Raw genomic sequence first — 22,447 nt, 5'->3', positions numbered from 1 at the left:
TCCGGTGGTGTGGGAGCCCTGACGGGTGCAATCCCGTCAGGGCCACCCGATCTTTCCAAACACTGTCTAATCTTCCATCAGCTTCACCGCCAGGCGGCGCATGAACTGGCGTTCGGGGAGCAAAACGAGGCGTTCGTAGGCTTCGTCGAGATTGCGCAGGATGCGCAGGAGGGTGGCTTCGGCGGTGGCGGGCTCGTGGATGAGGTCTTCCATGCCGGGATTCGCGGCGGGGTGGTGTTTGGCCACATCGGCGGCCAGCATGAAGCGCCCGCGGTTGAAGCAATCGACGAGCCAGGTCTTGTCGCGGTATTGGACGCGGGAGAGGAAATGGCCGGGGAAATTGCAGCCTTCGATTTCGAGGCCGAAACGGTGGCCCAGCAGGCGGTAGAGGCAGCAGAGGCTGATGGGATTGCCCAAGCCGGTGTTCAGCACCCAGAACAGATTGCTGTTCGCGGGGGAGTAGTAGTCCTTGCTGTTGCCACGGAAACGGGTGACGCCGTTGTTGGAGGCAAAGAGCCACTGCGCCAGTTCATGGGCATCCATACGGCCTTTTTCGGCGAAGGCTTCTTCTGTGAGTGCATCCAGGCGTTTTGCCAGATCGGCGGACTGAGACTTCCAGCCGTTTAGGTAGGCGGAAAGCTGGCTGAGCCCCTCTTCAAGCTGCGCGTCCGGACCTTCCATCCAGCGCCAGCGCATCCAGGTCTCTTCGAGTTCGTTGCGGCGGGCGGGCTCGAGCAACTGCGCCACCAGCTTTTCCTCGTCGGCAGACAGGGGAGTCTCCAAGGTCTCGATGTGCTGCGGCAGCTCGCGGCGCATGCCGGTGAGCTCATGCCGCACCGCGTGACGGACGACTTCAGAGTCGTCGTCGAGCAGTTTGATGAGATGGCTCAGGTGAGCGGTAGCGGGCATTTGTAGGTGATAACACGTCCCCAACGCCGGAGGCAATCATGATCTTGCACCTAGAGGCGGATTTCCATCGCCTTGGCGGCGCGGTGGGCTTTGGCGCGGGCTTCGTTGATGGTTTCGGCGCGGGCGAGGGTGACGGCCATGCGGCGCTGGCCGCTGACGCTGGGCTTGCCGAAGAGGCGGACCTGGGTGTCGGGCTCGGCGAGGACTTGATCGAGGGCGCCGAACTGGACTTTGGCGGATTCGCCTTCGACGAGGACGGCGCAGCTGGCGCTGGGACCATGCTGACGGATGTTGGGGATGGGGAGGCCGAGGATGGCGCGGACGTGGAGGGCGAACTCGCTCAAATCCTGGGAGATGAGGGTGACGAGGCCGGTGTCGTGCGGGCGGGGGGAGACTTCGCTGAAGATGACGTCGTCGCCTTTGATGAACATTTCGACGCCGAAGAGGCCGCGACCGCCCAGAGCTTCGGTGATGGCACCGGCCATGTGTTCGGCGGCATCGAGGGCTGTTTTGGACATGGGGTGCGGCTGCCAGGACTCAACGTAGTCGCCCTTGATCTGGGTGTGGCCGACGGGGGCGCAGAAGGAGGTGCCGCCGGCGTGGCGGACGGTGAGCATGGTGATCTCGTAGTCAAAGTCGACGAAGCCTTCGACGATGACTTTGCCCTTGCCGGCGCGGCCGCCTTCTTGGGCGTATTTCCAGGAGTGGGCGATGTCATCAGCGGTTTTGACGACGCTCTGGCCCTTGCCGGAGCTGCTCATGATGGGCTTGACGACGCAGGGCATGCCGATTTTTTCAATGGCGGCGCGGAATTCCTCCTCGGTGGCGGCAAAGATGTAGGGGGAGGACTTGAGGCCCAGTTCCTCGGCGGCGAGGCGTCGGATGCCTTCGCGGTTCATGGTGAGCTTGGCGGCGCGGGCGGTGGGGACGACGCGGAAGCCTTCGTCTTCGAGTTCGAGGAGGGTGTCGGTGGCGATGGCTTCGATTTCCGGGACGATGCAGTCGGGTTTTTCGATTTCGACGAGGCGGCGGAGGGCTTCGCCATCGAGCATGGAGATGATGTGGCTGCGATGCGCGACCTGCATGGCGGGGGCGTTGGCGTAGCGATCCACGGCGATGACTTCACAGCCGAGGCGCTGGAGTTCGATGACGACTTCTTTGCCAAGCTCGCCGGAGCCGAGAAGCATGACCTTGGTTGCGGAGGAGGAAAGGGGGGTGCCGATGCGGGACATGGCTGCATTTAGGCTTGCAGTTGGCTGGCTTCAAATCGCATTTAGGATGAGTCATGTCCTTTCCCGGCCCTCCAGATCCATCGCGTGTGCAGCAGCTGCTGCTGCCGGTATGGCGTGCGTGGGTGGACCTGGTGTATCCGCCGCTGTGCTGCGTGTGCAAGGTGCCGGTGGAGGAGGGGTGGTTTTGCGAGGGGTGTGCTGATGCGCTGCCGCTGGTGGAAGCGCCGTACTGCATGGTGTGCGGTGAGGTCTATGAGGGTGCACTGACGAACGAGTTTCGCTGTGCGAACTGCAGCGGCCGGCGGCTGGAGTTTGAGTTTGCCGTGGCGGCCTGCCATGCTGAGGGGGTGATGCGGGAGCTGATTCACAAGTTCAAGTATGAGCGCCGTCTGCAACTGCGCGGGGCGCTGGCCCACCTGATGCTGCGGACCTTGGCTGAGCCCCGGCTGGCGCGGGAAGATCTCGCGGAGTGGCTGCTGGTGCCGGTGCCGCTGCACCACAGCCGGGAGGTGGACCGGGAGTACAATCAAAGCTGGGAGCTGTGCGAGCGGCTGTCGCGTTTGACGGGGATTCCTGCGGCGAAGGCGCTGCTGCGGACGCGGGAGACGGATTCGCAGGCGGGGCTGCACCGTGAGGAGCGGCTGAAAAACTTGCGTGGGGCGTTTGCCGTACGGCAGCCGAGGCGCTGGCAGGCTCCAGTCAACCTGCAGGGGCGGCGCATCCTGCTGGTGGACGATGTTTTTACTACGGGGGCAACGGCCAGTGAATGCGCGCGGGTCTTGCGACGGGAGGGGGGAGCAGAAAAAGTGGTGGTCATCACCACAACACGCGGCTAGGATTGCTTTCGCGTCCGACTTTGGCCGGGCCTGACAGTGTGAACGCCGGGTGGAATTCCTCCCTGCAACTCCTGCGACATGCAATTCGAGGAGGCGCACCCACAGGCCTGATGATGCCGGATGCCTTACCGACTGACCTACCATGGGATTTTTCAAAAAACGCAACGTTAATGATTTAGGCGAAAAGAAGCGCGACATGCCGGAAGGCCTTTGGACGAAGTGCCCTTCGTGCAATGAGAGCCTCTTTGAGCAGGCGCTGGCCAAAAACCTGCGGGTCTGCACGAGCTGCGGCTACCACTTCACCATCGCTTCGGATGAGCGCATCGCCAGTCTGGTGGATGAGGGCAGCTTTGTGGAAATGGACAAGAGTCTCGATTCCGTGAACGCTCTCGGCTTCAAAGGCTATCTGGACAAGGTCAAGGCCTACCAGGCGAAGACCGGGCTGACCGAGGCTGTCGTTACCGGGCGTGCCGTGATTGAGGGGATTCCCGTTCTGGTGGCGATCATGGATTTCCGTTTCCTCGGTGCCAGCATGGGCAGCGTGGTGGGTGAGAAGATCACCCGCGCCATTGAGGCCGCAACGGCGGAGCGCAAGCCGGTCATCGTTTTTTCCGCCTCTGGCGGTGCGCGTATGCATGAGGGTATTCTAAGCCTGATGCAGATGGCGAAGACGAGCGGAGCACTGGCGCGGCATGCCGAGGCACGGCTCTCCTACATTTCAGTGCTGACGCACCCGACGACGGGTGGTGTGACCGCGAGTTTCGCGACGCTGGGAGACCTCATTATTGCGGAGCCGAAGTGCATGATCGGGTTTGCCGGTCCGCGTGTGGTGAAGGAAACGACGCATGCGGATCTGCCGCCTGGGTTTCAGACGGCGGAATTCATGATGCAGCACGGGCTGGTGGATATGATCGTGGACCGCAAGGAGATGCGTGGGACGCTGGCCAGAGTGCTGCGGTATATGGGTGGGGCGAAGTGAACCCCGCGCAGTTTTTTGTGCGCAACTAAGTTTTATCGTAGAAGCCGTCCGGCTCTGAAGGGGGCTGGTTTACAATCCAAATGTGAGCCAGAGGACGAGGTGGAGGAGGCCGACGTAAACGAGCCAGGTTTGGGCGAGGCCATAGACGAGGCTGCCGCTGGTTTCGCTGGGAGTGTCGGTGGAGCGGCCAAACCAGCGGTTTTGATTGCGGAAGAGGAGGATGCCGAGGGGGATGAGGATGATCAGACCGAGGATGCCGATGATTTTCAGGCCGAGGAGTCCTTCTGGGCTCATGACTGCGAACAGGGGAGTGAGGTGGGGGGTCATGGGGCACCTTCTCACGTACTCGAATGGCGGCCAGATACAGATGGTGGGATAGGCGACCGGTACAGAGGTTTGCAGTGGCTGAACGGTTGTTGGGGAAAGGGGCGGAAAACTGGCCGGGCTGCTGGGAAGCCGCGAAGCGAACTCCGAACTAAGTGCACAGTGAATGGCGAAGGAAGAGCGGTGCCTGGACAACAAGGGTCAACGACCGGCCAATCCGATGGCGGGGCTCTTGGGCTTTGCGGAGCGGAATGATCGAGGACGAGTTCGAGGACGAAGGCTCAGGGGGCGAGTTGTCGGTTACTGAATCTGCCGCTTTGCGAGGGTGCCCAAGGTGCGGATGGCGGCGGCGAGGCGGGGAGACCAGGGCTCGCCGCAGGAGATGCGGATACAGTGGGTGTAGTGATGCTCCAACGAGAAGAGGTGGCCGGGGGCGATGCTGATGCCTTTGGCGAGGGCGCGGTCGTAAAGGGCTATGGCATCGACCTGAGGGGGCATGGTGACCCAGAGCAGGAAGCCGCCCTGAGGCATGGTGACGGTGGTGCCGGCGGGGAACTCTTCGAGGATGGCGCGCCTCATGTGGGTAATGTTCTCTTTATAGGTAGCGCGGACGCTGCGCAGCCAGTGGTCGTAGCCGCCCTCGGCGAGGAAGCCGGCGATGGCGAGCTCGGGAAGGGTGGCGGTGGCGAGGGTGTGGGTGAGCTTGGCCATGCGGACGGCGTGATAGTAGCGGCCGGGGATGACCCAGCCGACGCGGTAGCCGGGGGCGAGGGTCTTGGAGAAGGAACTGCAAAACAGGACGAGGCCGGAGTCATCGTACGACTTGCAGGTGCGGGCGCGTTTGGGGCCGAAGGGGAGCTCGCCGAAGACGTCGTCTTCGATGAGGGGGATTTGGTGCTTTTGGAGGAGGGCGACGAGTTGCTGCTTGGCGTCATCGGACATTGCGGCTCCCAAGGGGTTGCTGAAGGCGGGCAGGGCAATGCAGGCGTGCACGGGCTGATTTTTTAATACGTGCTCCAAGACATCGAGCCGCATGCCGTGCTGGGGATCGGTGGGGATTTCCAGTACACGCAGGGACAGGGCCTCAAGGACGTGGAGAATGCCGAAGTAGGTGGGGGATTCGACGGCGACGACGTCTCCCGGTTTGGTGACGGCGCGGAGGCAGAGCATGAGGGCCTCCGTGGCGCCGCAGGTGGTGATGATGTCTGCGGGGGCGACGACGGCACCGCCTTTGAGCATGCGTTTGCTGATCTGGCGGCGCAGTGCTTCGGACCCTGGCGGCAGATCATACATGACGCCACGCGCTCCTGCGTGGCGTGCTTTTTCAGCCAGTATGCGGTTGAGCTTCACGGTGGGAAGCATGTCTGCACCCGGTACAGCGCCGCCGAGGGCGATCAAGTTTGCCGAAACGACGGCATCAAAGAGGCTGGCGTGCCGGTTGCCGAGGCTGCCGGACATGGGGACTCGGGGAGGGCCGGGGAGATCGAAGAGGGCCTGTGGCGGGGCTTTGACGAAAAAGCCGGACTTGTGGCGGGGCTCGACGAGGCCGGACGATTCGAGTTCGACGAAGGCCTGCACGGCGGTGCTCATGCTGACGCCATGCTGATTGCAGATGGCGCGCAGGGAGGGGGTGCGCTCGCCCGGCCGGAGGACGCCGTCATGGATCATCTTGGCGACGGTGTCGGCGATGTGTTTGTAAAGCGGCTGCGGGGCCGCGCGGGAGGCGGGTGAGGGCATGGGGGGAGACTACGGCCAGTGCTGAAAATTGGTATTGTGCTATTTTTGATTTTGCCTGCCATTTGTGCCCTGATTTCGGGGGTGGTGGGCCAAAAGAGGCGGCTAGCCCGAGCGGGGTATGGGGAACTACCCGCAAAAATGGCTGTAAATGTGCCTTTCCGCATTTGCACTCGCAACGAATGGGAGCATTTTGCCCGCCCCCTACATGAGTGCTACATTGCCGTACCGCGCAAACGCGGATTTCCTCGAGTCCAAATATGAGGACTGGAAAAAAGATGCCGGTTCCGTCGAACCGCTTTGGTCGTCGTTTTTTGAAGGTTTCGAACTGGGCATGGCCCGGCTCGTGACAAAAGGCGCGGAGGTAGCCGGTGGTGGAGGTGCTCCGCTTTCGGAGAAGACGCTGAATTTCCGCATGCGTGTTTCGAACGCGCTGCAAAGCTTTCGTGCGCTGGGCCACACGGCGGCGCATCTTGATCCGCTGGATGCGGCGGGGCCGGAAGTCCCCGGGCTGACGCTGGCGGGCCTGGGCTTTACTGAGGAGGACCTGGAGGAGGAGGTGCAGACGCATCTGTTCCGCAACGGGCAGCCGATGAAGCTGAAAACGATGCTGGCGCAATTGCAGCGTACCTATTGCAGCAAGACCGGCTTTGAGTTCATGCACATTCATCATCCCGAAGTGCGTGCCTGGCTGCTGGAACGGATTGAAGGCCATGACATGGATGCCAAACCCGTCGTCCAAGACCAGCTTAACGCGTTGCGCTGGCTGCTTGAGGCTGAATCGTTTGAGCGCTTCCTTCACCGCCGTTTCGTGGGCCAAAAGCGCTTCTCCGTCGAGGGCGGGGAGTCGATGCTGGTGGCGCTGGAGACGATTCTCGAAGCCATGCCTGCCGCTGGCGGCAAGGAAATCATTCTCGGCATGGCGCATCGCGGGCGTCTCAGTGTGCTGGCCAATTTCCTGCGCAAGCCCCTCGAATACCTCTTCTACGAGTTCAGCGAGAACTACGTCCCGAACATGGTTTCCGGTGATGGCGATGTGAAATACCACCTCGGCTTTGAAACCGTGCGCCAGACCAGCGGCGGCGAATCGATCGGAGTGGTGCTCGCGCCGAATCCGAGCCATCTTGAAGCCGTCGATCCCGTCGTTGAAGGTATGGCGCGTGCCCGCCAGCGGGCGTTGAATGACACCAAGGACCGCAAAATGGTCATCCCGGTGCTCATCCACGGCGATGCAGCTTTTGCGGGTCAGGGCCTTGTGGCCGAAGTGCTGAATCTCTCGCAGCTTCCCGGCTACCGCACGGGCGGCACCATCCACATCATCGTGAACAACCAGATTGGTTTCACCACGATGCCGGAAGATGCCCGCAGCTCGGACTACTGCACCGACGTGGCGAAAATGATCGAGGCGCCGGTCTTCCATGTGAATGGGGACTGCCCGCTGGAAGTGATGCACGTGACGAAACTCGCGATTGAATTCCGCCAGACCTTCGGTCGTGACGTCATCATCGACATCGTCTGCTACCGCCGCTACGGCCACAACGAAACTGACGAGCCCGGATTTACGCAGCCGAACATGGCACGCGCCATCGCCGAGCATCCGTCCACCGCGACGCTGTTCCGCCTTGATCTGGCCGCTGCCGGTGTGCTGGATGAAGCCGGCTCCGCCGCGCTGCAACGCGAGCTGGATGATGAACTTGAGGAAGGTGTCACGACCCTGGCGGCGCGTGACAAAAACGCCGCAGGCGGCAATCCTTTTGAAGGCAGCATGGCGACGCCGCAGGCGGCCTATGATTATGAACCTGTGAAAACAGGGGTTGAGCTGGTGGCGCTGAAAAAGGTCGGCGAGGGTTTGCTCGAAGTGCCGGAGGAATTCAACCTGCACCCAACGATCGCGAAACGCTTCCTCGCGGCGCGCCGGAAAGCCATCGAGGCCGGAGAAGGCATCGACTGGGCCTATGCGGAGTCGCTGGCGTTTGGCACCTTGCTGACGGAAGGCCACGGTGTGCGCCTGAGCGGGCAGGATGTGCGACGCGGCACTTTCAGCCAGCGGCACAGTGTGTTTTATGATTCCCAGACCCGGGAGCGGCACATTCCGCTGAACAATCTTTCGGCTGATCAGGGGCGTTACTGTGTGTACAACAGCCTGCTGTCTGAGGCGGCGGTGCTGGGTTTTGATTACGGCTACTCGCTGCTGACCAGCAATCTGCTGGTATGCTGGGAAGCGCAGTTTGGCGACTTCGTGAACGGTGCGCAGGTCATCATCGACCAGTTCATTGCGAGTGCGGAGAGCAAATGGCAGCGCCCGAGCCACATCACGCTGCTGCTGCCGCACGGGTATGAAGGGCAGGGGCCGGAGCATTCCAGTGCAAGACTTGAGCGCTTCCTGCAACTCTGCGCCGGTGGCAACATGCAGGTGTGCAACTTCACCACGCCTGCACAGTATTTCCATGCGCTGCGCCGCCAGCTCAAGCGCAGCACGCGCAAGCCGCTGATCGTGATGACGCCGAAGAGCCTGCTGCGGCATCCGAAGTGTGTGTCCAAGCTCAGTGAAATGGCCGAGGGCACCACCTTCAAGGAAGTGCTGGATGACGAACATCTGCTGGCTGCGCCGGAGCGCATCACGCGTCTGATTCTCTGCAGCGGCAAGGTTTATTATGACCTGCTCGCCTTCCGCGAAGAGCACAAAATTAAGAACGCCGCCATCATCCGCGTGGAGCAGCTTTACCCGCTGAACTACGAGATGCTGAAGGAGATCGTGGCGAAATATCCGCGTGCGCAGAAGAAGTGGATCTGGTGCCAGGAGGAGCCGCGCAACATGGGCGCCTTCTACTACATCCGTCCGCGCCTCGAAGAGCTCTCCAACCACAAGGTGCGCTACTCCGGCCGGGAGCGCAGTTCCAGCCCTGCCGCCGGTTCCAAAGCCATCCACACTCTCGAACAGGAAAATCTGGTCGAGGGGGCGTTCAGCGTGTGATTCGTCCAGTCCAAGATTTTTTCCCAATACCCCGTCATGCCCTCAGACATTAAAATACCCGCACTCGGCGAATCCGTCGCCGGTGGTCAGATCGCCAAATGGCACTTCAATGAAGGTGACCTCGTCAAAACTGGCGACATCCTGCTCACCCTCGAAACCGACAAGGTCGCTGCTGAAGTGACCGCCGAAGCCAGCGGAGCGCTGCACATCGGCAAACAGGCCGGTGAAGATGTTGAGGTGGGCGCAGTGGTGGGTCAGATCGACGAAAACGCTGCCGCACCTGCTGCCAAGGCCGAAGCTCCCAAGCCTGCGCCAGCCGCTGCTCCCGCACCTGCTGCCAAGGTTGAAGCTGAAAAGCCTGCGAACGTGACGGAATTTAAAGTGGTGCCAAAGCCTGAGCCTACGCCGGCACCCGTGGCCAAGACTCCGGCTGCTCCGGAAGGCCGTGTCACGCGCAAGAAGATGAGCCCGCTGCGCAGAAAGATTGCGGATCAGCTCGTCACCGCGCAGCGCACCGCCGCGATCCTCACCACATTCAACGAATGTGACATGAGCAACGTGATGGCGCTGCGTTCGAAGCTGCAGGACAGCTTTGTGAAGAAGAACGGTGTGAAGCTTGGCTTCATGAGCTTCTTCATCAAGGCGGTGGTGGAAGCCCTGAAGGCGGTGCCGCAGGTCAATGTGCGTGTTGAAGGTGAAGAAATCGTGCAGCAGCACTTTTATGACATCGGCGTGGCCGTGGGTACCGAGCGTGGTCTGATCGTGCCGGTGCTGCGTGATGCGGATCAGCAAAGCTTCGCGGAGCTGGAGAAGGATATTCTCGGATATGCGGCCAAGTCCAAAGAGGGAAAAATCCAGGTCAGCGACCTTACGGGCGGTGTTTTCACCATTTCCAACGGCGGTGTGTACGGGTCTCTGCTCAGCACTCCGATCATCAATCCGCCTCAGAGTGCGATTCTGGGAATGCACAGCATCCAGCAGCGCCCGGTGGCGGTGGACGGTCAGGTAGTCATCCGCCCGATGATGTACCTCGCGCTCAGCTACGACCACCGCGTGGTCGATGGCAAGGAGGCGGTGGCGTTCCTGATTCGCGTGAAAGACTGCATTGAAAACCCGGCGCGCATGCTGGTGGGAGCGTAATACTGCGAGAGTGCAGATTATTGCTGAACATTGCTGCTGCCATGCGTTCTCATCTTGAGCGAAGTTGTTTTTAAATGGCACTTGATCCCCCCAATACAAATCCAATGCCCGAGGCGCCTGCGCCGAAAGGCTGGGGTGTGTGGCTGCGGAACAAGTTCCTGGCCGGCCTGGCGCTGGCGCTGCCGCTGATCATCACGTTTTGGATCTTGTTCTTCGTCTATGACTTGCTGCATGCGTGGAGCAAGCCGGTGCTGGCTCAGGTGGTGAATTTGGTCAACGAGTTCTCCGAAGAGCCGTTGCTGGACATTGCGGATCCGAATCTGGACAGCCTCACCAACTTCATTGGCTTCCTGTTTTCGGTGCTGGCCATTTTGGGGCTTGGATTCATGGCCACCAACGTGATCGGCGTGCACATTGTCACCGCCGTTGATAAACTGTTGCTGCGCATTCCCCTGGTTGCGGTCATCTACCGGCCGCTCAAGCAGGTGATTGACGCCTTTCGCAGCCTGGGAGGCGGGACGAAGCAGAACTTTAAGCGGGTCGTGTACATCGACTACCCCGTCCCTGGGATGCGCATGATCGGTTTTGCCACCGGTCAGTATTGTGATCCGCAGACGGGAAAGGCGATGACCTGCGTTCTGCTGCCCACGGCGCCGAGTCCGATGACCGGCTTCCTTCTTGTGGTGGATTCGGACAAGATCACGGATGCGCCTATAACGATTGAAGAGGCGATGAAGATGATCATCTCCGGCGGGCTGGTTTCGCCGCTCAATGGCATGGCGCCGCTGAATCAAAAGCCCACCACGACACTGGTGCCCGAACCGGTGCCGGAACCTGAGCCTGAGTTCGAGCTGCCTGCTGGTCTTCCGCGTGCGGAGGATTTTGACGCTGGCGACACAGAGATCCTGGCGCAAGCCATGGACATCAAGAGTGGAAAACGCTGGCTGCGTGCCCTGCCATGGAAGAAACGCTGACCCCAGTGAGCATCGACTGGAAAACATGGCAGCCCGGGGTTCGTGCGACCCTGATGTTCGTCATTGATGAGGCAAAGCGTGAAGTGTTGCTCATTCGCAAAAAGCGTGGACTGGGCGCTGGCAAAATCAATGGACCTGGCGGTAAAATAGACCCCGGTGAAACCTCGCTGCAATGCGCCGTACGTGAAACGCAGGAGGAACTGGGCGTTACCGCTCTGAATCCTGCCCACCACGGGGAGCTTTGGTTTCAGTTCGTGGATGGCCTGTGCATGCACGTCGATGTTTTTGTCGCGACCCAGCATGAGGGAGTGGCGGTTGAAACGCCCGAGGCTGTGCCCCTCTGGACCTCGCTGGATGGGCTGCCATTTGATGAAATGTGGGCCGATGACGTCCACTGGCTGGCGCAGACTTTGGTGGAACGCCGGCGTTTCATGGGGAGATTTGCTTTTGATGACGACACCATGCTGTCCCACGAAGTGAAGTGGCTGTGATTTTCTGATTCCAGAGCGGTGATGATCAAGGGTATGATTGCGGCATGAAATGTCTTTTGCTCCTGTGCGGTGTTCTTGGACTCCAGATGACTTGTGCGGCCGCGCCGATTGAACCGCCGAACATCGTGCTGGTGATGGCGGATGATCAAGGCTGGGGTGACATGGGCTACAATGGGCATCCCCATCTGAAGACGCCGAATTTTGATGCGCTGGCGAAGGAGGGGATTCGATTTGACGAGTTTCATGCTGCCGCGCCGGTGTGCTCCCCAACGCGCGGGAGTGTGATGACGGGGCGTACGCCCAACAGGTTTGGCTGTTTTTCCTGGGGGCATTCGTTGCGACCGCAGGAAATCACGATTGCGGAGGCGCTGAAAACGGCTGGCTATGCAACCGGCCACTTTGGCAAATGGCATCTGGGATCTGTGCAGAAGGCCAGCCCGGTCAGCCCCGGAGCCAGTGGATTCGATGAGTGGGTTTCCGCGCCCAATTTCTTTGATCTTGATTCGGTGCTCAGTGTGCAGGGCAAGGCCACTCAGTTTCAGGGGGACAGTTCAGACATCACCGTGGATGAGGCGCTGAAGTTCATCCGGAGTAGCGCGGCCAAAAAGCAGCGATTTCTCGCGGTGGTCTGGTTTGGTTCCCCGCATGACCCACACCAGGCGCTGGAGTCAGACCGGGCACCGTATGGGGGGCTTCCCAAGAAGCAGCAGCATTTCTATGGCGAGATCACTGCCATGGACCGCGCGTTTGGCAGGCTTAGGGCGGAGCTGAAGGAACTCGATCTGCGGGAGAACACTCTCTTATGGTATTGCAGCGACAACGGGGCGCTGCCGAAGGTCGGCTCCACGGGGGGGCGCCGGGGTTTCAAAGGCCAGATCTACGAAGGTGGCCTGGCGGTGCCCGCTTTGCTGGAATGGCCGGCGGTGTTTCATGAGCCCAAAGTCATCAAGGCGCCCTGCGTGACCTCAGACATTTATCCCACCGTGCTGGCACTCACGGGCGTGAGCATGGAAAAGCAGCCTCCTTTGGATGGCATCGACATCATGCCGCTGCTGACGGGGCAGGAGCAGAAACGTTCGCACCCCATAGGTTTCTGGGACTCGGGGGACAAAGGCATCAGGACGCCGTCCAAAGAATGGATGGACGAGCTGCTCGTGGAACAGACGAAAGGTGAAGAACCTGCGGATCCGGCACGTCTGCGCGCAGATGCGGCGGCAATCGGTGAACCCGTCTCTCTAACTGAGTTCCCCGGGCATGCCGCTTGGCTGGACTGGCCGTGGAAACTTCATCGGATCGAAAACAAAAAGAGCCATGACGTGAGCTGGGAGCTTTATCATTTGGCCAGGGATCCTGATGAGAGCACTGTGCTGCTGGCAGAGCAGCCCGAACGAGTGCCTGAAATGCAAAAAAACCTCGAAGACTGGCTCGAAAGCGTGGCACGGAGCTTGAATGGAGAAGATTATTCGGGTGAAAAAGGCGTGGTTGAATAAAAGTGCCCCCGCCCTGGCTCTTTCGAGGCTCGTCAGCAAACGGGCAAGGGGTCAGATAAAGTCCTTTTAGTACACGCTTGCCAGTTCATTATTGAGTGCTAATCAGTGAGCGGAATTGAGAGTATCAATCTAGAAACATTCAGAAATGTAAGTCATCAGCAATTCTGGAATTTCAAAATTATTACATTTAATTCTAAAAAATATCTTGCGGCAGTAAGATATTTCGTGTTACTATAACTTCAATTGCGGGTATAGCTTAGTGGTAAAGTTCCAGCCTTCCACGCTGGCCATGTGGGTTCGATTCCCACTACCCGCTCTGAGGATAACCACGTCAACATCTGTAAATATACATTTAACTGCCGCCTATGAAAACTGTCCCCTTTTCACGTCTTGTGGGCATTACCGTTAGTGTTTTATTGCTGACGCTTTCAGGTGTTTCGGCGCAGATGACGACGAATTGCACTGAAATTTCGAATGATGTGCGGATCGCTGTCGAAAAGGACCCCTCCAAAGTGCTCATGGTTGTGGAAGATGCACTGGTTATCAATGAAGGCTGTGCGGGAGACATTGTGAGAACGGCGATCATTGCCTCCAAGGCAGACGCAACGCTGGCTAGTCAAATCGTTCAGACCGGCGCTTCAGTGGCACCCAAAATGGCTGCCGTGATCAATGACGCGGCTCTCTCTGTGGTGCCTAGTCTTGCGACGGTTGCACCCGTGTCTGAAATCGAGCGACCCATTATGGTGTCTGCCAAGAATCCCAAAAACCCCATCTACGTTGATAAGAATCCTATCATTCCGACTTCGGAACCGGATTTCTACATTCCATCCAACATCCGTGGAGTGTTCCTTATCATGCCGCCCATATCCGGCCCGCTGCCGCCACGGATCATCACCATTCCGGTGTCTCCTTCCACTGCGCTTCCGTGATCTTCCGAGATCATACAAAGCCGGACATCCAACCCTGATATTCGAAATCTCTCCTGATTTTCATGCGCTCTAAACTAGTAATGCTTATACTGGCCGTCGCTGCCCTCAGCCCAGCCGCATTGCGTGCGCAGGGGTTGGTGGGTATCCAAAACTACTCGGCGGATTTTAGAAACGAGGAGCCACTGACCTTCTCTTTGACCGGCAGTTCCGGTTATGATGTGCTTAAGTACAAGGTGCCTACGGCCCAGTTGAGCAACATTGAGTCTTGGTACGGGCAGGTCGGTGCCGCGGCGTCCTATACCCATGCCGACCAGACCACGCCTTACAGCTTCAGTCTTGAGGCCAGCGTGCTGGAATATGTGAATGGGGTGCCGACTTATGGCAGCACTTTTTACAATGGCCGGGCGACCTTCAATTTTGAGCACCAGTTTTCTGAGCGGCTCAAGATGAGCAATAATTTCTATCTCACGTACGGGACCAATCCCAACAGTGCGTTTGGCTACGGTGCCACCAGCGCGCTGTGGAACGGACAGTTTCTGTATGGCTATAACAACTTCAATGTCAGCTACGCATGGTCGCCGCGGTTCTCGACCACAACGTCCTATACGTTTGACGGGATCGCCTACGAGAACTCTGCGGTGGCCACCTCTCAGGATCGCTACTCGCATCTGATTGCGCAGCAATTTGCGTATAAGGTTGGGAAACGGACCAGTCTGACGGCAGAGTATCGCTACCGTCTGACGGATTACACCAAGAGCGGGTTCCAAAACTACCGTTCACATTTCGCCCTGGTTGGAGTCGATCATGCGTGGAGCGAGAACATGTCCACATCAGTGCGAGGCGGTGCGGAACTCTACGAAAACGCCCAAGGGCGGCAAACGAAGCCTTATGCTGAAGGCGCACTCAACTATGCAGTGGCAGAACAGACACAGATCCGCTGGTTTGCGATGCTGGGTTTCAATGGCGCTTTGATCGGCAACTACCGCAGCAGCTATGGGGTGAACACGGGAGTGCAGGTGAACCACCAAGTCTCCAAACGCTTCAGCGTCAACGGTGGGGTGAGTTATGCGCATTCGGTACTTTCGGGCGGACCCATTCCGGATCAGACGCAAGACTCGGTGTTCCTCAATGCAGGCATTGGCTATCAGCTGATGGATAACCTCAATCTGAATGCCAATTATTCTTTCTCCACGCAACTGTCCAACGACCCTGTGGTCGAATTCAATCGTAATCAGGTTTCAGTCGGAGCCACGGCCACCTTTTAGTCCCAACAGCCAAAACGACAATCCGCCGGCGGGCAGATTCGGACCCCACGAATCTCCCGCTGGCGGCATTTCAAGACCGCTTTCTTAACCTCTCCTAATAATTAAAACCGAGCAGTCATGAACGAGTCCGGCACCGAACTGCAGAAGCATGCGATGGACACCTGGCAGGTGGTCAAGAATCGCTTTGGACTCATCTCGCTCTCGTTCATCCTCATCTTCGCGGCTGCGGCGGTGCTCACTTACATCATGCCGCGCAAGTATCGCGGTCATGTCGAAATGACCATTGAGCGCATCACGCAGGACATCAATGTCTTTGACCGCAATCGCAGCGACGGTCTGGCCTTCACGCAGGAATACATCAAAACCCAGTTCGAGACCATTACCAAGCCGACGACGCTATATCCGGTCATCGAAAAACTCGAACTCGCCAAGAAGTGGGAGCTTCCCAATCGCCAGGCCGCACTGGGGAAATTGCGCTCCAATCTGGAAACGCAGTCGATGCTGCGCTCAGATTTTGTCACCATTGATTACTACGATCAGGATGCGCAGCTTGCGGCCATCATTGCCAATGAAGTGTCCAAGAGCTACATGGAACAGCGCAACAACATCGAGAGCGGCAAGAAGCAGAAGGCCCTTGATGTGCTGCAGCAGCAAATTTCCGATCAGGAGTCCCTTCGGGGGCAGGCGCAGGTGCGCTCTCAGGAAGCCAGGCGCAAGGCCGGCATCGTGGGCGACTGGATCGTTGGCGGTGGGAGTTCGCTGAATCCTGGCGGTGAGATGCGCAGTGAAAAAGACTCGATGGTCATCTCGCGCGAGCAGGCGCTCATGATCGCCGATCAGGAAATTCTGACCTTGCAGTCGGAGATCGACCAAGTGAGCAAGCTCTCTCCCGACGAACTCATTGATCAGGCGTCAGGACTTAAACTGGAAAATCAAAACATCACAGCCATCACCATGAAACTGCAGGACCTTAAGGTCGCGCGTGAAGGATTGGTCAATGAAGGGCGGGGACGCCTGCATCCGCAGGTGTTGAGTGTGGACAGTCAGCTGGCTGAGTACCAATCGCTCATCGTGGGTGCTGCCCAGTCGCACGTGAAAGGCCTGCAAAACCGGCAGGATGCGTCGAGGAAGAAGCGCGAAGCCCTCAAGGAATACAATGAGGACGCCAAGCAGGAACTGCAAAACATGTCGTCTCTTTACACCGAGTACAAGACGGCCAAGGACGAAGTCACCTACTTGGAAGAATTGCTAGTGAAAATGCGCTCCCGCTATTTCGAGGAAAAGGCGGGGATCGAACTCGTGAAATCGCCCGCGACCATCTACTCTGAAGCAGAGCCGGAAGGGAAGCCTGCCAAGCCCAATGTGCCGCTGCATCTCGCCCTGGGTGGTGTGCTGGGTCTCATGTTTGGTCTCGGCCTTGCCTTCTTCCTCGAATACATGGACACCACGGTGAAGAACCTGGATGACGTGGAGCGCTATCTCGGCGTGCCCGTTTTGGCGGTGGTGCCGAAGGATGTAGGGGTGCTGCACCGGTCCAGTGGTTTCAATCCTGACGCAGAAGCCTACCGCATTCTGCGCACGAACATTGAATTCAACCGCAAAACGCCGGACGCCAACTGCCTTAGTGTTGTCAGCGGCGGGGCAGGGGAGGGGAAATCCACCACCATGGTGAACCTCGCCTATGTCTGCGCCCAAGGCGGATACAACGTGCTGCTGATCGATGCCGATTTGCGTCGTCCCAGCCTGCACACGCATTTCGACGTCAGCCACGCCACAGGCCTCACCAACTACCTCACGACTGATATCCGGCTGGAAGATGTGGTGCTGCGCACGCCGGTGGAGAATCTATTTTTCCTCCCCAGCGGCCTGCTGCCGGCAGACAGCGCAGGACTGCTGAATTCCCAGCGAATGGTGGATTTGATCACAGAGGTCAAAAGCCGCTTTGATCTGGTCTTGATCGACTCGCCGCCTATCCTTGGGGTCAGCGACGCCTCCGTGCTCGCCAATCTGGCTGACATGACGATGATCGTGGTGCAGCACCGCAAGCTGCCGCGCCAGATGCTGATGCGCGTGAAGCAGAGTGTCGAAAACGTGGGTGGCAAGGTGGTCGGGGTGGTCCTCAACAACGTCGATCTCCGCAGCGATGCGCAGTACCAGTACTACACCAGCTACTACACCTACTACTCGCCGACGAACACGCCCAACGGCGGTTCAGGAGGGAAATCCCGCCGCCGCAAGATCAAAGCCGAAACCACCGCCACCGCATTGGGCAGCTCCCAGACAGGCTCGCGGTTGGATGGGGACGATGTCTTCTAATTCCACTTAAAACGACTGTATGAACACACGCATTCTTTCCTGCATTCTCGCTGTTGGCGCCTTGGCCACTGCGCATGCCCAGAACGGTGAAATCGCCCTCAAGGCTACTAATCGCGTTACGATCTCCATCGGCGGCATCCCCGACAACGAAGTGCCGCAGATCAGCAAGGTGTACACGATCAGCGACAACGGTACCGTCAATCTGCTCCATATTGGGGAAGTGCGCGCCTCTGGCCTCAAGCCGTCCGCACTGCAGCGCACGATTGAGCAGACCTACATTGCGCGTGAAATTTACACCCGGCCTACTGTGACCGTGACCACGGATGACAGTGCCAGCACCGCGCGGATGATCTATGTCGTGGGAGGCATCAAGGGTAACGGAACGGTGCCGTATAGCTCCAGCATGACTGTCCTGAAAGCCATCTCTGCAGCCGGCGGTTTCTCGCCGTTTGCCAAGCCCAGCAAGACCAAGCTGATCCGCAATGGTGTGACCACCGAAATCAACCTCAAGGACATCAGCGCAGACCCTTCTCGGGACATCAAGCTGCAACCTGAAGATCAGATCATCGTGCCGGATTGAGGAATCGAAGGTTGTTTGGTAGAGAGGGATCGACTTGATCCCTCCGTACTTCACCCGTCCCAAAATGGGGATCAAGATGATCCCCTCCTACGAGTGGCAATAATCCACTAGAGTCCGAGATCCGTCACCGCTCCATGGCTCGCATCACTTGTGAGCTTGGCGTACTTGGCGAGGACGCCGCGGGTGTAGCGTGGCTTCGGCTGCTTCCATTTCGCGAGGCGTGCCTTGAGTTCAGTGGCGGGAATGCCGAGGGTGATGGCGCGCTTTTCAGCGTCGATGGTGATGGGGTCGCCGTTTTTGATGATGGCGATCGGGCCACCCACGAAGGCTTCGGGGGTGACGTGGCCGACGACGAAGCCGTGGCTGCCGCCGCTGAAGCGACCGTCTGTGATGAAGGCAACGTCTTTGCCGAGACCCTTGCCCATGATGGCGGAGGTGGGGGAAAGCATTTCGCGCATGCCGGGGCCGCCTTTCGGGCCTTCCATGCGGACGACGATGACGTGGCCTTTCTTGACCTTGTCATTGAGGATGGCTTGCAGTGCGGTCTCTTCGGACTCGAACACGATGGCCTTGCCCACAAACTTGAGACCTTCCTTGCCGGAGATTTTGCCGACGGCACCGCCAGGGCAGAGGTTGCCTTTGAAGATGACGAGGTGGCTGTCTTTCTTGAGAGGATCACTGAGCGGGCGGACGATTGTCTGGCTCTTGGGCCAGACGATCTTGGAGTTCTTCATGTTCTCCTTCATGGTCTTGCCGGTGACGGTGAGGCAGTCGCCGTGCATGAGGCCTTCGTTGATCAGGATGCGGATGAGCGGAACGGTGCCGCCGATCTTCACGAGGTCATTCATGAAGTATTTGCCGCTGGGTTTGAGGTCGGCCAGCACGGGGGTCTTCTTGCCGATGCGCACGAAGTCTTCGATGCCCAGTTTCACGCCGGCGCTGTGCGCCATGGCAATGAGGTGGAGAACGGCGTTGGTGGAGCCGCCGAGGGTGATGATGAGGGTGATGGCGTTTTCGAAGGCCTCCTTCGTCATGATGTCGCGAGGGGTGATGCCCTTCTTGATCATGTGCATGACGGCGGCGCCGGCGTCGAAGCAGTCGATGAGCTTTTCATTGCCGACGGCGGACTGGGCACCGGAGTTGGGAAGACTCATACCGAGGGCCTCGATGGCGCTGGCCATGGTGTTGGCGGTGTACATGCCGCCGCAGCTGCCTTCGCCAGGGATGGCGTGCTCTTCGATGTCGATGAGCTCCTTGTCATTGATCAGGCAGTTGGCGTGTTTTCCGACGGCTTCGAAGACGGTGACGATGTCTGCGTCCTTCTTCTCAGGGCCGACACAGCCGGGGAGGATGGTGCCGCCGTAAACGAAGACGCTGGGGCGGTTTAGACGGGCCATGGCCATGAGGCAGCCGGGCATATTTTTGTCGCAGCCGCCGATGGCGACGAAGCCGTCCAGGCCTTCGCAGCCGACGACGGTTTCGATGGAGTCCGCGATGACCTCACGGGAGACGAGGGAGTACTTCATGCCCTCCGTGCCCATGGAGATACCGTCGGAAATGGTGATGGTGTTGAAGATGATGCTTTTGCCACCGGCAGCGTCCACGCCTTTGGCGGACTCGATGGCCAGGCGGTCGATGTGCATGTTGCAGGGGGTGACCATGCTCCAGAGGGAGGCGATGCCGATCTGCGATTTCTGGAAGTCAGCGCGCTTGAAACCCACAGCGTGGAGCATGGCGCGGCTGGCGGCGCGATCCACCCCATCGACCACGATGGCGCTGTGTTTGCGATGGAGGTCTGACTTTGCGGCGGAGGCTTTCTTGGGCATAAAGGGGTGGTGTTGAGAAAACGCAAAATGGCAGGCCTGAACCGTCACGCAAGCGGCCTTTAAAGCAGGCTAGGCGCAGGATTTGGCAAACATGGGGTGGCCATGCGGCGACTGCTGTTCAACGGTGGACCGATGAGGTGTCTGCCTGCAGCTTTTTTGATCATGCTGGGTTCCCTGCTGCATGCGGAGGCGGCCGATGGTGGCGTGGCGCTGGACTTCAATCTCTACATGCAGGGGAAGTATGTGTATGAGCGCAACTGCATCGTCTGCCACGGTCCGCGTGGCGATGGCAATGGCGAGCTGAGTCCGACGCTGAAACCGAAGCCGCGCTCGTTTCGTGAAGGCATGTTCAAATTCCGCACCACGCCGTATGGGATGCTGCCGACGGATGCGGATCTGCGGAGGACGATCACGCATGGGCTGAGTGGGACCGCGATGGGCATGTTTGGCCATTTGCAGGCGGACGAGGTGGAGGCGGTGATCGCGTATGTGAAGTCGTTTTCGCGGCGCTGGAAGAAGCGGGAGAACCATGCGGATGCTTTGAACTTTTCTCCGCCACCGGAATGGTTCAAGGCAGCAGATACGCTCAAAACTCATGCGCAGGCGGGGCAAAAGCTTTTCGGGGTCAACTGTGCCGCCTGCCATGGTGAAAAGGCGGATGGCAAAGGCCCTGCGGCGGTCAGCCTGAAGGATGTATGGGGGGCGCCTGCCGCGCCGTCCGACCTGCGGCAGGCGCATCTGCGCTGCGGGGACTCTCCCGCCGATATCTTCCGCGTGCTGGCCACGGGCTTGAACGGCACGCCTATGGTGAGCTTTGAGGCGACGCTCAATGAGGAGCAGCGCTGGGACATCATCGCCTATATTTTGAGCATTCGACTTCCTTCAGGGCCGGTGCTGTAGCCTGACTGAGTGATGTCTGATGAATCAGCATTTGCCTCGGCAGGCTGATCCTCTAGCCTTGAGGTTGTATGAGCCAAACCTCCCGTACTCCTGAAAGCATCGAGACATCCTTCGCCCCTTTTCGTCAAAAAATGCAGGCGGAAGGCCTGAGCGAGTCCGCCATTCGTGCGTTTCGTGGCAGCTATGCGGCGCTGCTGGCGGGTGAGACGGGGATGATTCCTGAAGACACCATTTCACCGGCGCAGGCCCTGCCCTGTGCGGATGCGCTTCCACCTCCGGCAGTGGATCGTGCGGCGGAATTGCTCAAGCAGACGGTGGTCATCAAGCTCAATGGCGGTCTCGGTACGGGCATGGGACTGGAGAAGGCGAAGTCGCTGCTGCCAGTGCGTGGCGAGGACACGTTTCTCGATTTGATCGCCCAGCAGATTTTGCTGCTGCGTTCCCAGACTGGTGGTGAAGTGCCGATGTTCATGCTGATGAACAGTTTTAGTACTTCGGCAGATTCGGCGGAGCATCTCGCGAAACGTTTTCCGCAACTGGGCGGACGCGAAACGTGGGAGCTGATGCAGAACAAGGTGCCGAAGGTGCTGGCCAGTTCGCTGGAGCCGGCGACTTCACCTGACAGCCCTGATCAAGAATGGTGCCCGCCGGGGCATGGCGACATCTATGCGTGCCTTGCGGGTTCGGGCTGGCTGGAACGTCTGCTCGGCAGTGGCGTGAGGTATGCTTTTGTGTCGAACTCGGACAACCTGGGGGCCACGCTTGATCCGGCGATTCTCGCGTGGTTTGCGGACAGCGGCATGCCGTTTGTGATGGAGGTCACGCGCCGTACCGAGTCGGACAAAAAGGGCGGGCATCTGGCGGTGCGATTGAGCGATGGGCGCTTTCTGCTGCGTGAGTCGGCGCAGTGTCCAAAGTCAGATGAGCATCTGTTTCAAAACATTGATGAGCATCGTTATTTCAACACGAACAACCTGTGGATTGATCTGCAGGCGCTGAAGGCTGCGCTGGAAGCGAATGATGGGCTGATCCCGCTGCCGCCGATCATGAACAAGAAGACGGTGGATCCGCGTGATGCAGCTTCGCCTGCGGTGGTCCAGCTGGAAACGGCGATGGGAGCGGCGATCGAGTGCTTTGCTGGAGCTGGTGCGATTGAGGTCTCGCGGGTGCGGTTTGCGCCGGTGAAGACGACGAGTGATCTGCTGGCGGTGCGCTCTGACGCGTACGAACTTACCGAGGACTTCTGCCTGCGGCTGCACCCGAGCCGCAACGGACAGCCGCCGCATCTGCATCTTGATCAAAAACTCTGCAAGCTGGTGGACGGGCTGGCGCAGAACTTCCCACACACACCCAGCCTGCTGCATTGCCGCAGCCTGCTGGTGCATGGTCCGGTGCAATGCGGTGCCGGTGTCGTTTTTAAAGGAGATGCGGTGATTCACAACCACACGCAAGCGCCGGTGAAACTGCGTGCGGGTGTGCATGAGGGGCCGATCAGTGTTGGCTGAGTGGGCGGTAAAACATGCCGCGCATTCCAGCTCGTTAACTGGC

18 protein-coding genes and 1 tRNA gene are annotated in these 22,447 nt (G+C 59.1%); 14 read left to right on the top strand and 5 right to left on the bottom strand.

The annotated features are described in order from the left end of the window. Nucleotides 1–66: 66 nt before the first annotated feature. Complete coding sequence (locus PSV43_RS10360) at nt 67–909, bottom strand: transglutaminase-like domain-containing protein (RefSeq protein WP_300196460.1); 843 nt, start codon at nt 907–909, stop codon at nt 67–69. A gap of 50 nt (nt 910–959) precedes the next feature. Continuing rightward, nucleotides 960–2,141 carry a formate-dependent phosphoribosylglycinamide formyltransferase gene (gene purT, locus PSV43_RS10355; RefSeq protein ID WP_300196458.1) on the bottom strand — a complete coding sequence of 394 codons (1,182 nt, stop codon included), beginning with the start codon at nt 2,139–2,141 and terminating at the stop codon, nt 960–962. Nucleotides 2,142–2,194: 53 nt separating this feature from the next. Between purT and PSV43_RS10350 the strand changes: the two genes are divergently transcribed. Together PSV43_RS10350 and accD are read left to right on the top strand one after the other, a co-directional pair. Further along, complete coding sequence (locus PSV43_RS10350) at nt 2,195–2,977, top strand: ComF family protein (RefSeq protein WP_300196456.1); 783 nt, start codon at nt 2,195–2,197, stop codon at nt 2,975–2,977. Between the two features lie 142 nt (nt 2,978–3,119). Continuing rightward, nucleotides 3,120–3,956 (top strand): acetyl-CoA carboxylase, carboxyltransferase subunit beta, encoded by an 837-nt coding sequence (gene accD, locus PSV43_RS10345; protein ID WP_300196454.1) that lies wholly within the window; start codon nt 3,120–3,122, stop codon nt 3,954–3,956. 69 nt (nt 3,957–4,025) lie between these two features. Here the strand turns inward: accD and PSV43_RS10340 are convergent, their stop codons facing one another. Both PSV43_RS10340 and PSV43_RS10335 read right to left on the bottom strand, forming a co-directional pair. Beyond that, entirely contained in the window at nt 4,026–4,250 is a 225-nt protein-coding gene (locus PSV43_RS10340; RefSeq protein ID WP_300196452.1) for a hypothetical protein, read from the bottom strand. Between the two features lie 330 nt (nt 4,251–4,580). Next, complete coding sequence (locus PSV43_RS10335) at nt 4,581–6,017, bottom strand: PLP-dependent aminotransferase family protein (RefSeq protein ID WP_300196450.1); 1,437 nt, start codon at nt 6,015–6,017, stop codon at nt 4,581–4,583. Nucleotides 6,018–6,222: 205 nt separating this feature from the next. Between PSV43_RS10335 and PSV43_RS10330 the strand changes: the two genes are divergently transcribed. From PSV43_RS10330 to PSV43_RS10285, 10 genes are all read left to right on the top strand, one after another. Next, complete coding sequence (locus PSV43_RS10330; protein ID WP_300196448.1) at nt 6,223–8,988, top strand: 2-oxoglutarate dehydrogenase E1 component; 2,766 nt, start codon at nt 6,223–6,225, stop codon at nt 8,986–8,988. A gap of 36 nt (nt 8,989–9,024) precedes the next feature. Next, entirely contained in the window at nt 9,025–10,128 is a 1,104-nt protein-coding gene (gene sucB / locus PSV43_RS10325; protein WP_300196446.1) for a dihydrolipoyllysine-residue succinyltransferase, read from the top strand. A 104-nt stretch (nt 10,129–10,232) separates the two neighbouring features. After that, nucleotides 10,233–11,102 (top strand): DUF502 domain-containing protein, encoded by an 870-nt coding sequence (locus tag PSV43_RS10320; protein WP_300196444.1) that lies wholly within the window; start codon nt 10,233–10,235, stop codon nt 11,100–11,102. Beyond that, complete coding sequence (locus tag PSV43_RS10315) at nt 11,087–11,593, top strand: 8-oxo-dGTP diphosphatase (protein ID WP_300196442.1); 507 nt, start codon at nt 11,087–11,089, stop codon at nt 11,591–11,593. Before PSV43_RS10320 ends, PSV43_RS10315 begins: the two co-directional genes overlap by 16 nt. Before the next feature lie 44 nt (nt 11,594–11,637). Continuing rightward, a complete protein-coding gene (locus PSV43_RS10310; protein WP_300196440.1) occupies nt 11,638–13,083 on the top strand; it encodes a sulfatase-like hydrolase/transferase in 1,446 nt (481 codons plus the stop codon). A gap of 245 nt (nt 13,084–13,328) precedes the next feature. Further along, a tRNA-Gly gene (locus tag PSV43_RS10305) sits at nt 13,329–13,399 on the top strand. Nucleotides 13,400–13,448: 49 nt separating this feature from the next. Further along, nucleotides 13,449–14,012, top strand: a complete 564-nt coding sequence (locus PSV43_RS10300) for a hypothetical protein (protein ID WP_300196438.1) — start codon at nt 13,449–13,451, stop codon at nt 14,010–14,012. Between the two features lie 62 nt (nt 14,013–14,074). After that, the gene (locus PSV43_RS10295) at nt 14,075–15,277 is read left to right on the top strand and encodes an outer membrane beta-barrel protein (protein WP_300196436.1); all 1,203 of its coding nucleotides are present in this window, start codon (nt 14,075–14,077) and stop codon (nt 15,275–15,277) included. A gap of 117 nt (nt 15,278–15,394) precedes the next feature. Continuing rightward, nucleotides 15,395–17,593 carry a polysaccharide biosynthesis tyrosine autokinase gene (locus tag PSV43_RS10290; RefSeq protein ID WP_300196434.1) on the top strand — a complete coding sequence of 733 codons (2,199 nt, stop codon included), beginning with the start codon at nt 15,395–15,397 and terminating at the stop codon, nt 17,591–17,593. Nucleotides 17,594–17,612: 19 nt separating this feature from the next. Then, nucleotides 17,613–18,173, top strand: a complete 561-nt coding sequence (locus PSV43_RS10285) for a polysaccharide biosynthesis/export family protein (RefSeq protein WP_300196432.1) — start codon at nt 17,613–17,615, stop codon at nt 18,171–18,173. Nucleotides 18,174–18,280: 107 nt separating this feature from the next. On the opposite strand, the gene ilvD is transcribed toward PSV43_RS10285, so the two are convergent. Beyond that, a complete protein-coding gene (gene ilvD / locus PSV43_RS10280) occupies nt 18,281–19,999 on the bottom strand; it encodes a dihydroxy-acid dehydratase (RefSeq protein WP_300196430.1) in 1,719 nt (572 codons plus the stop codon). 162 nt (nt 20,000–20,161) lie between these two features. Here ilvD and PSV43_RS10275 point away from each other — a divergent pair, with 162 nt between their 5' ends. Next, nucleotides 20,162–20,899, top strand: a complete 738-nt coding sequence (locus PSV43_RS10275) for a cytochrome c (RefSeq protein ID WP_300196428.1) — start codon at nt 20,162–20,164, stop codon at nt 20,897–20,899. 68 nt (nt 20,900–20,967) lie between these two features. After that, the gene (locus tag PSV43_RS10270) at nt 20,968–22,404 is read left to right on the top strand and encodes a UTP--glucose-1-phosphate uridylyltransferase (RefSeq protein WP_300196426.1); all 1,437 of its coding nucleotides are present in this window, start codon (nt 20,968–20,970) and stop codon (nt 22,402–22,404) included. The last annotated feature ends 43 nt before the right edge of the window (nt 22,405–22,447 follow it).

The organism is Prosthecobacter sp., from assembly GCF_029946185.1.
In the GTDB taxonomy this organism is placed as follows: Bacteria; Verrucomicrobiota; Verrucomicrobiia; order Verrucomicrobiales; family Verrucomicrobiaceae; genus Prosthecobacter.
The sequence above is the reverse complement of the archived record's forward strand: the minus strand, read 5'-3'. Positions and strand labels throughout refer to the sequence as shown.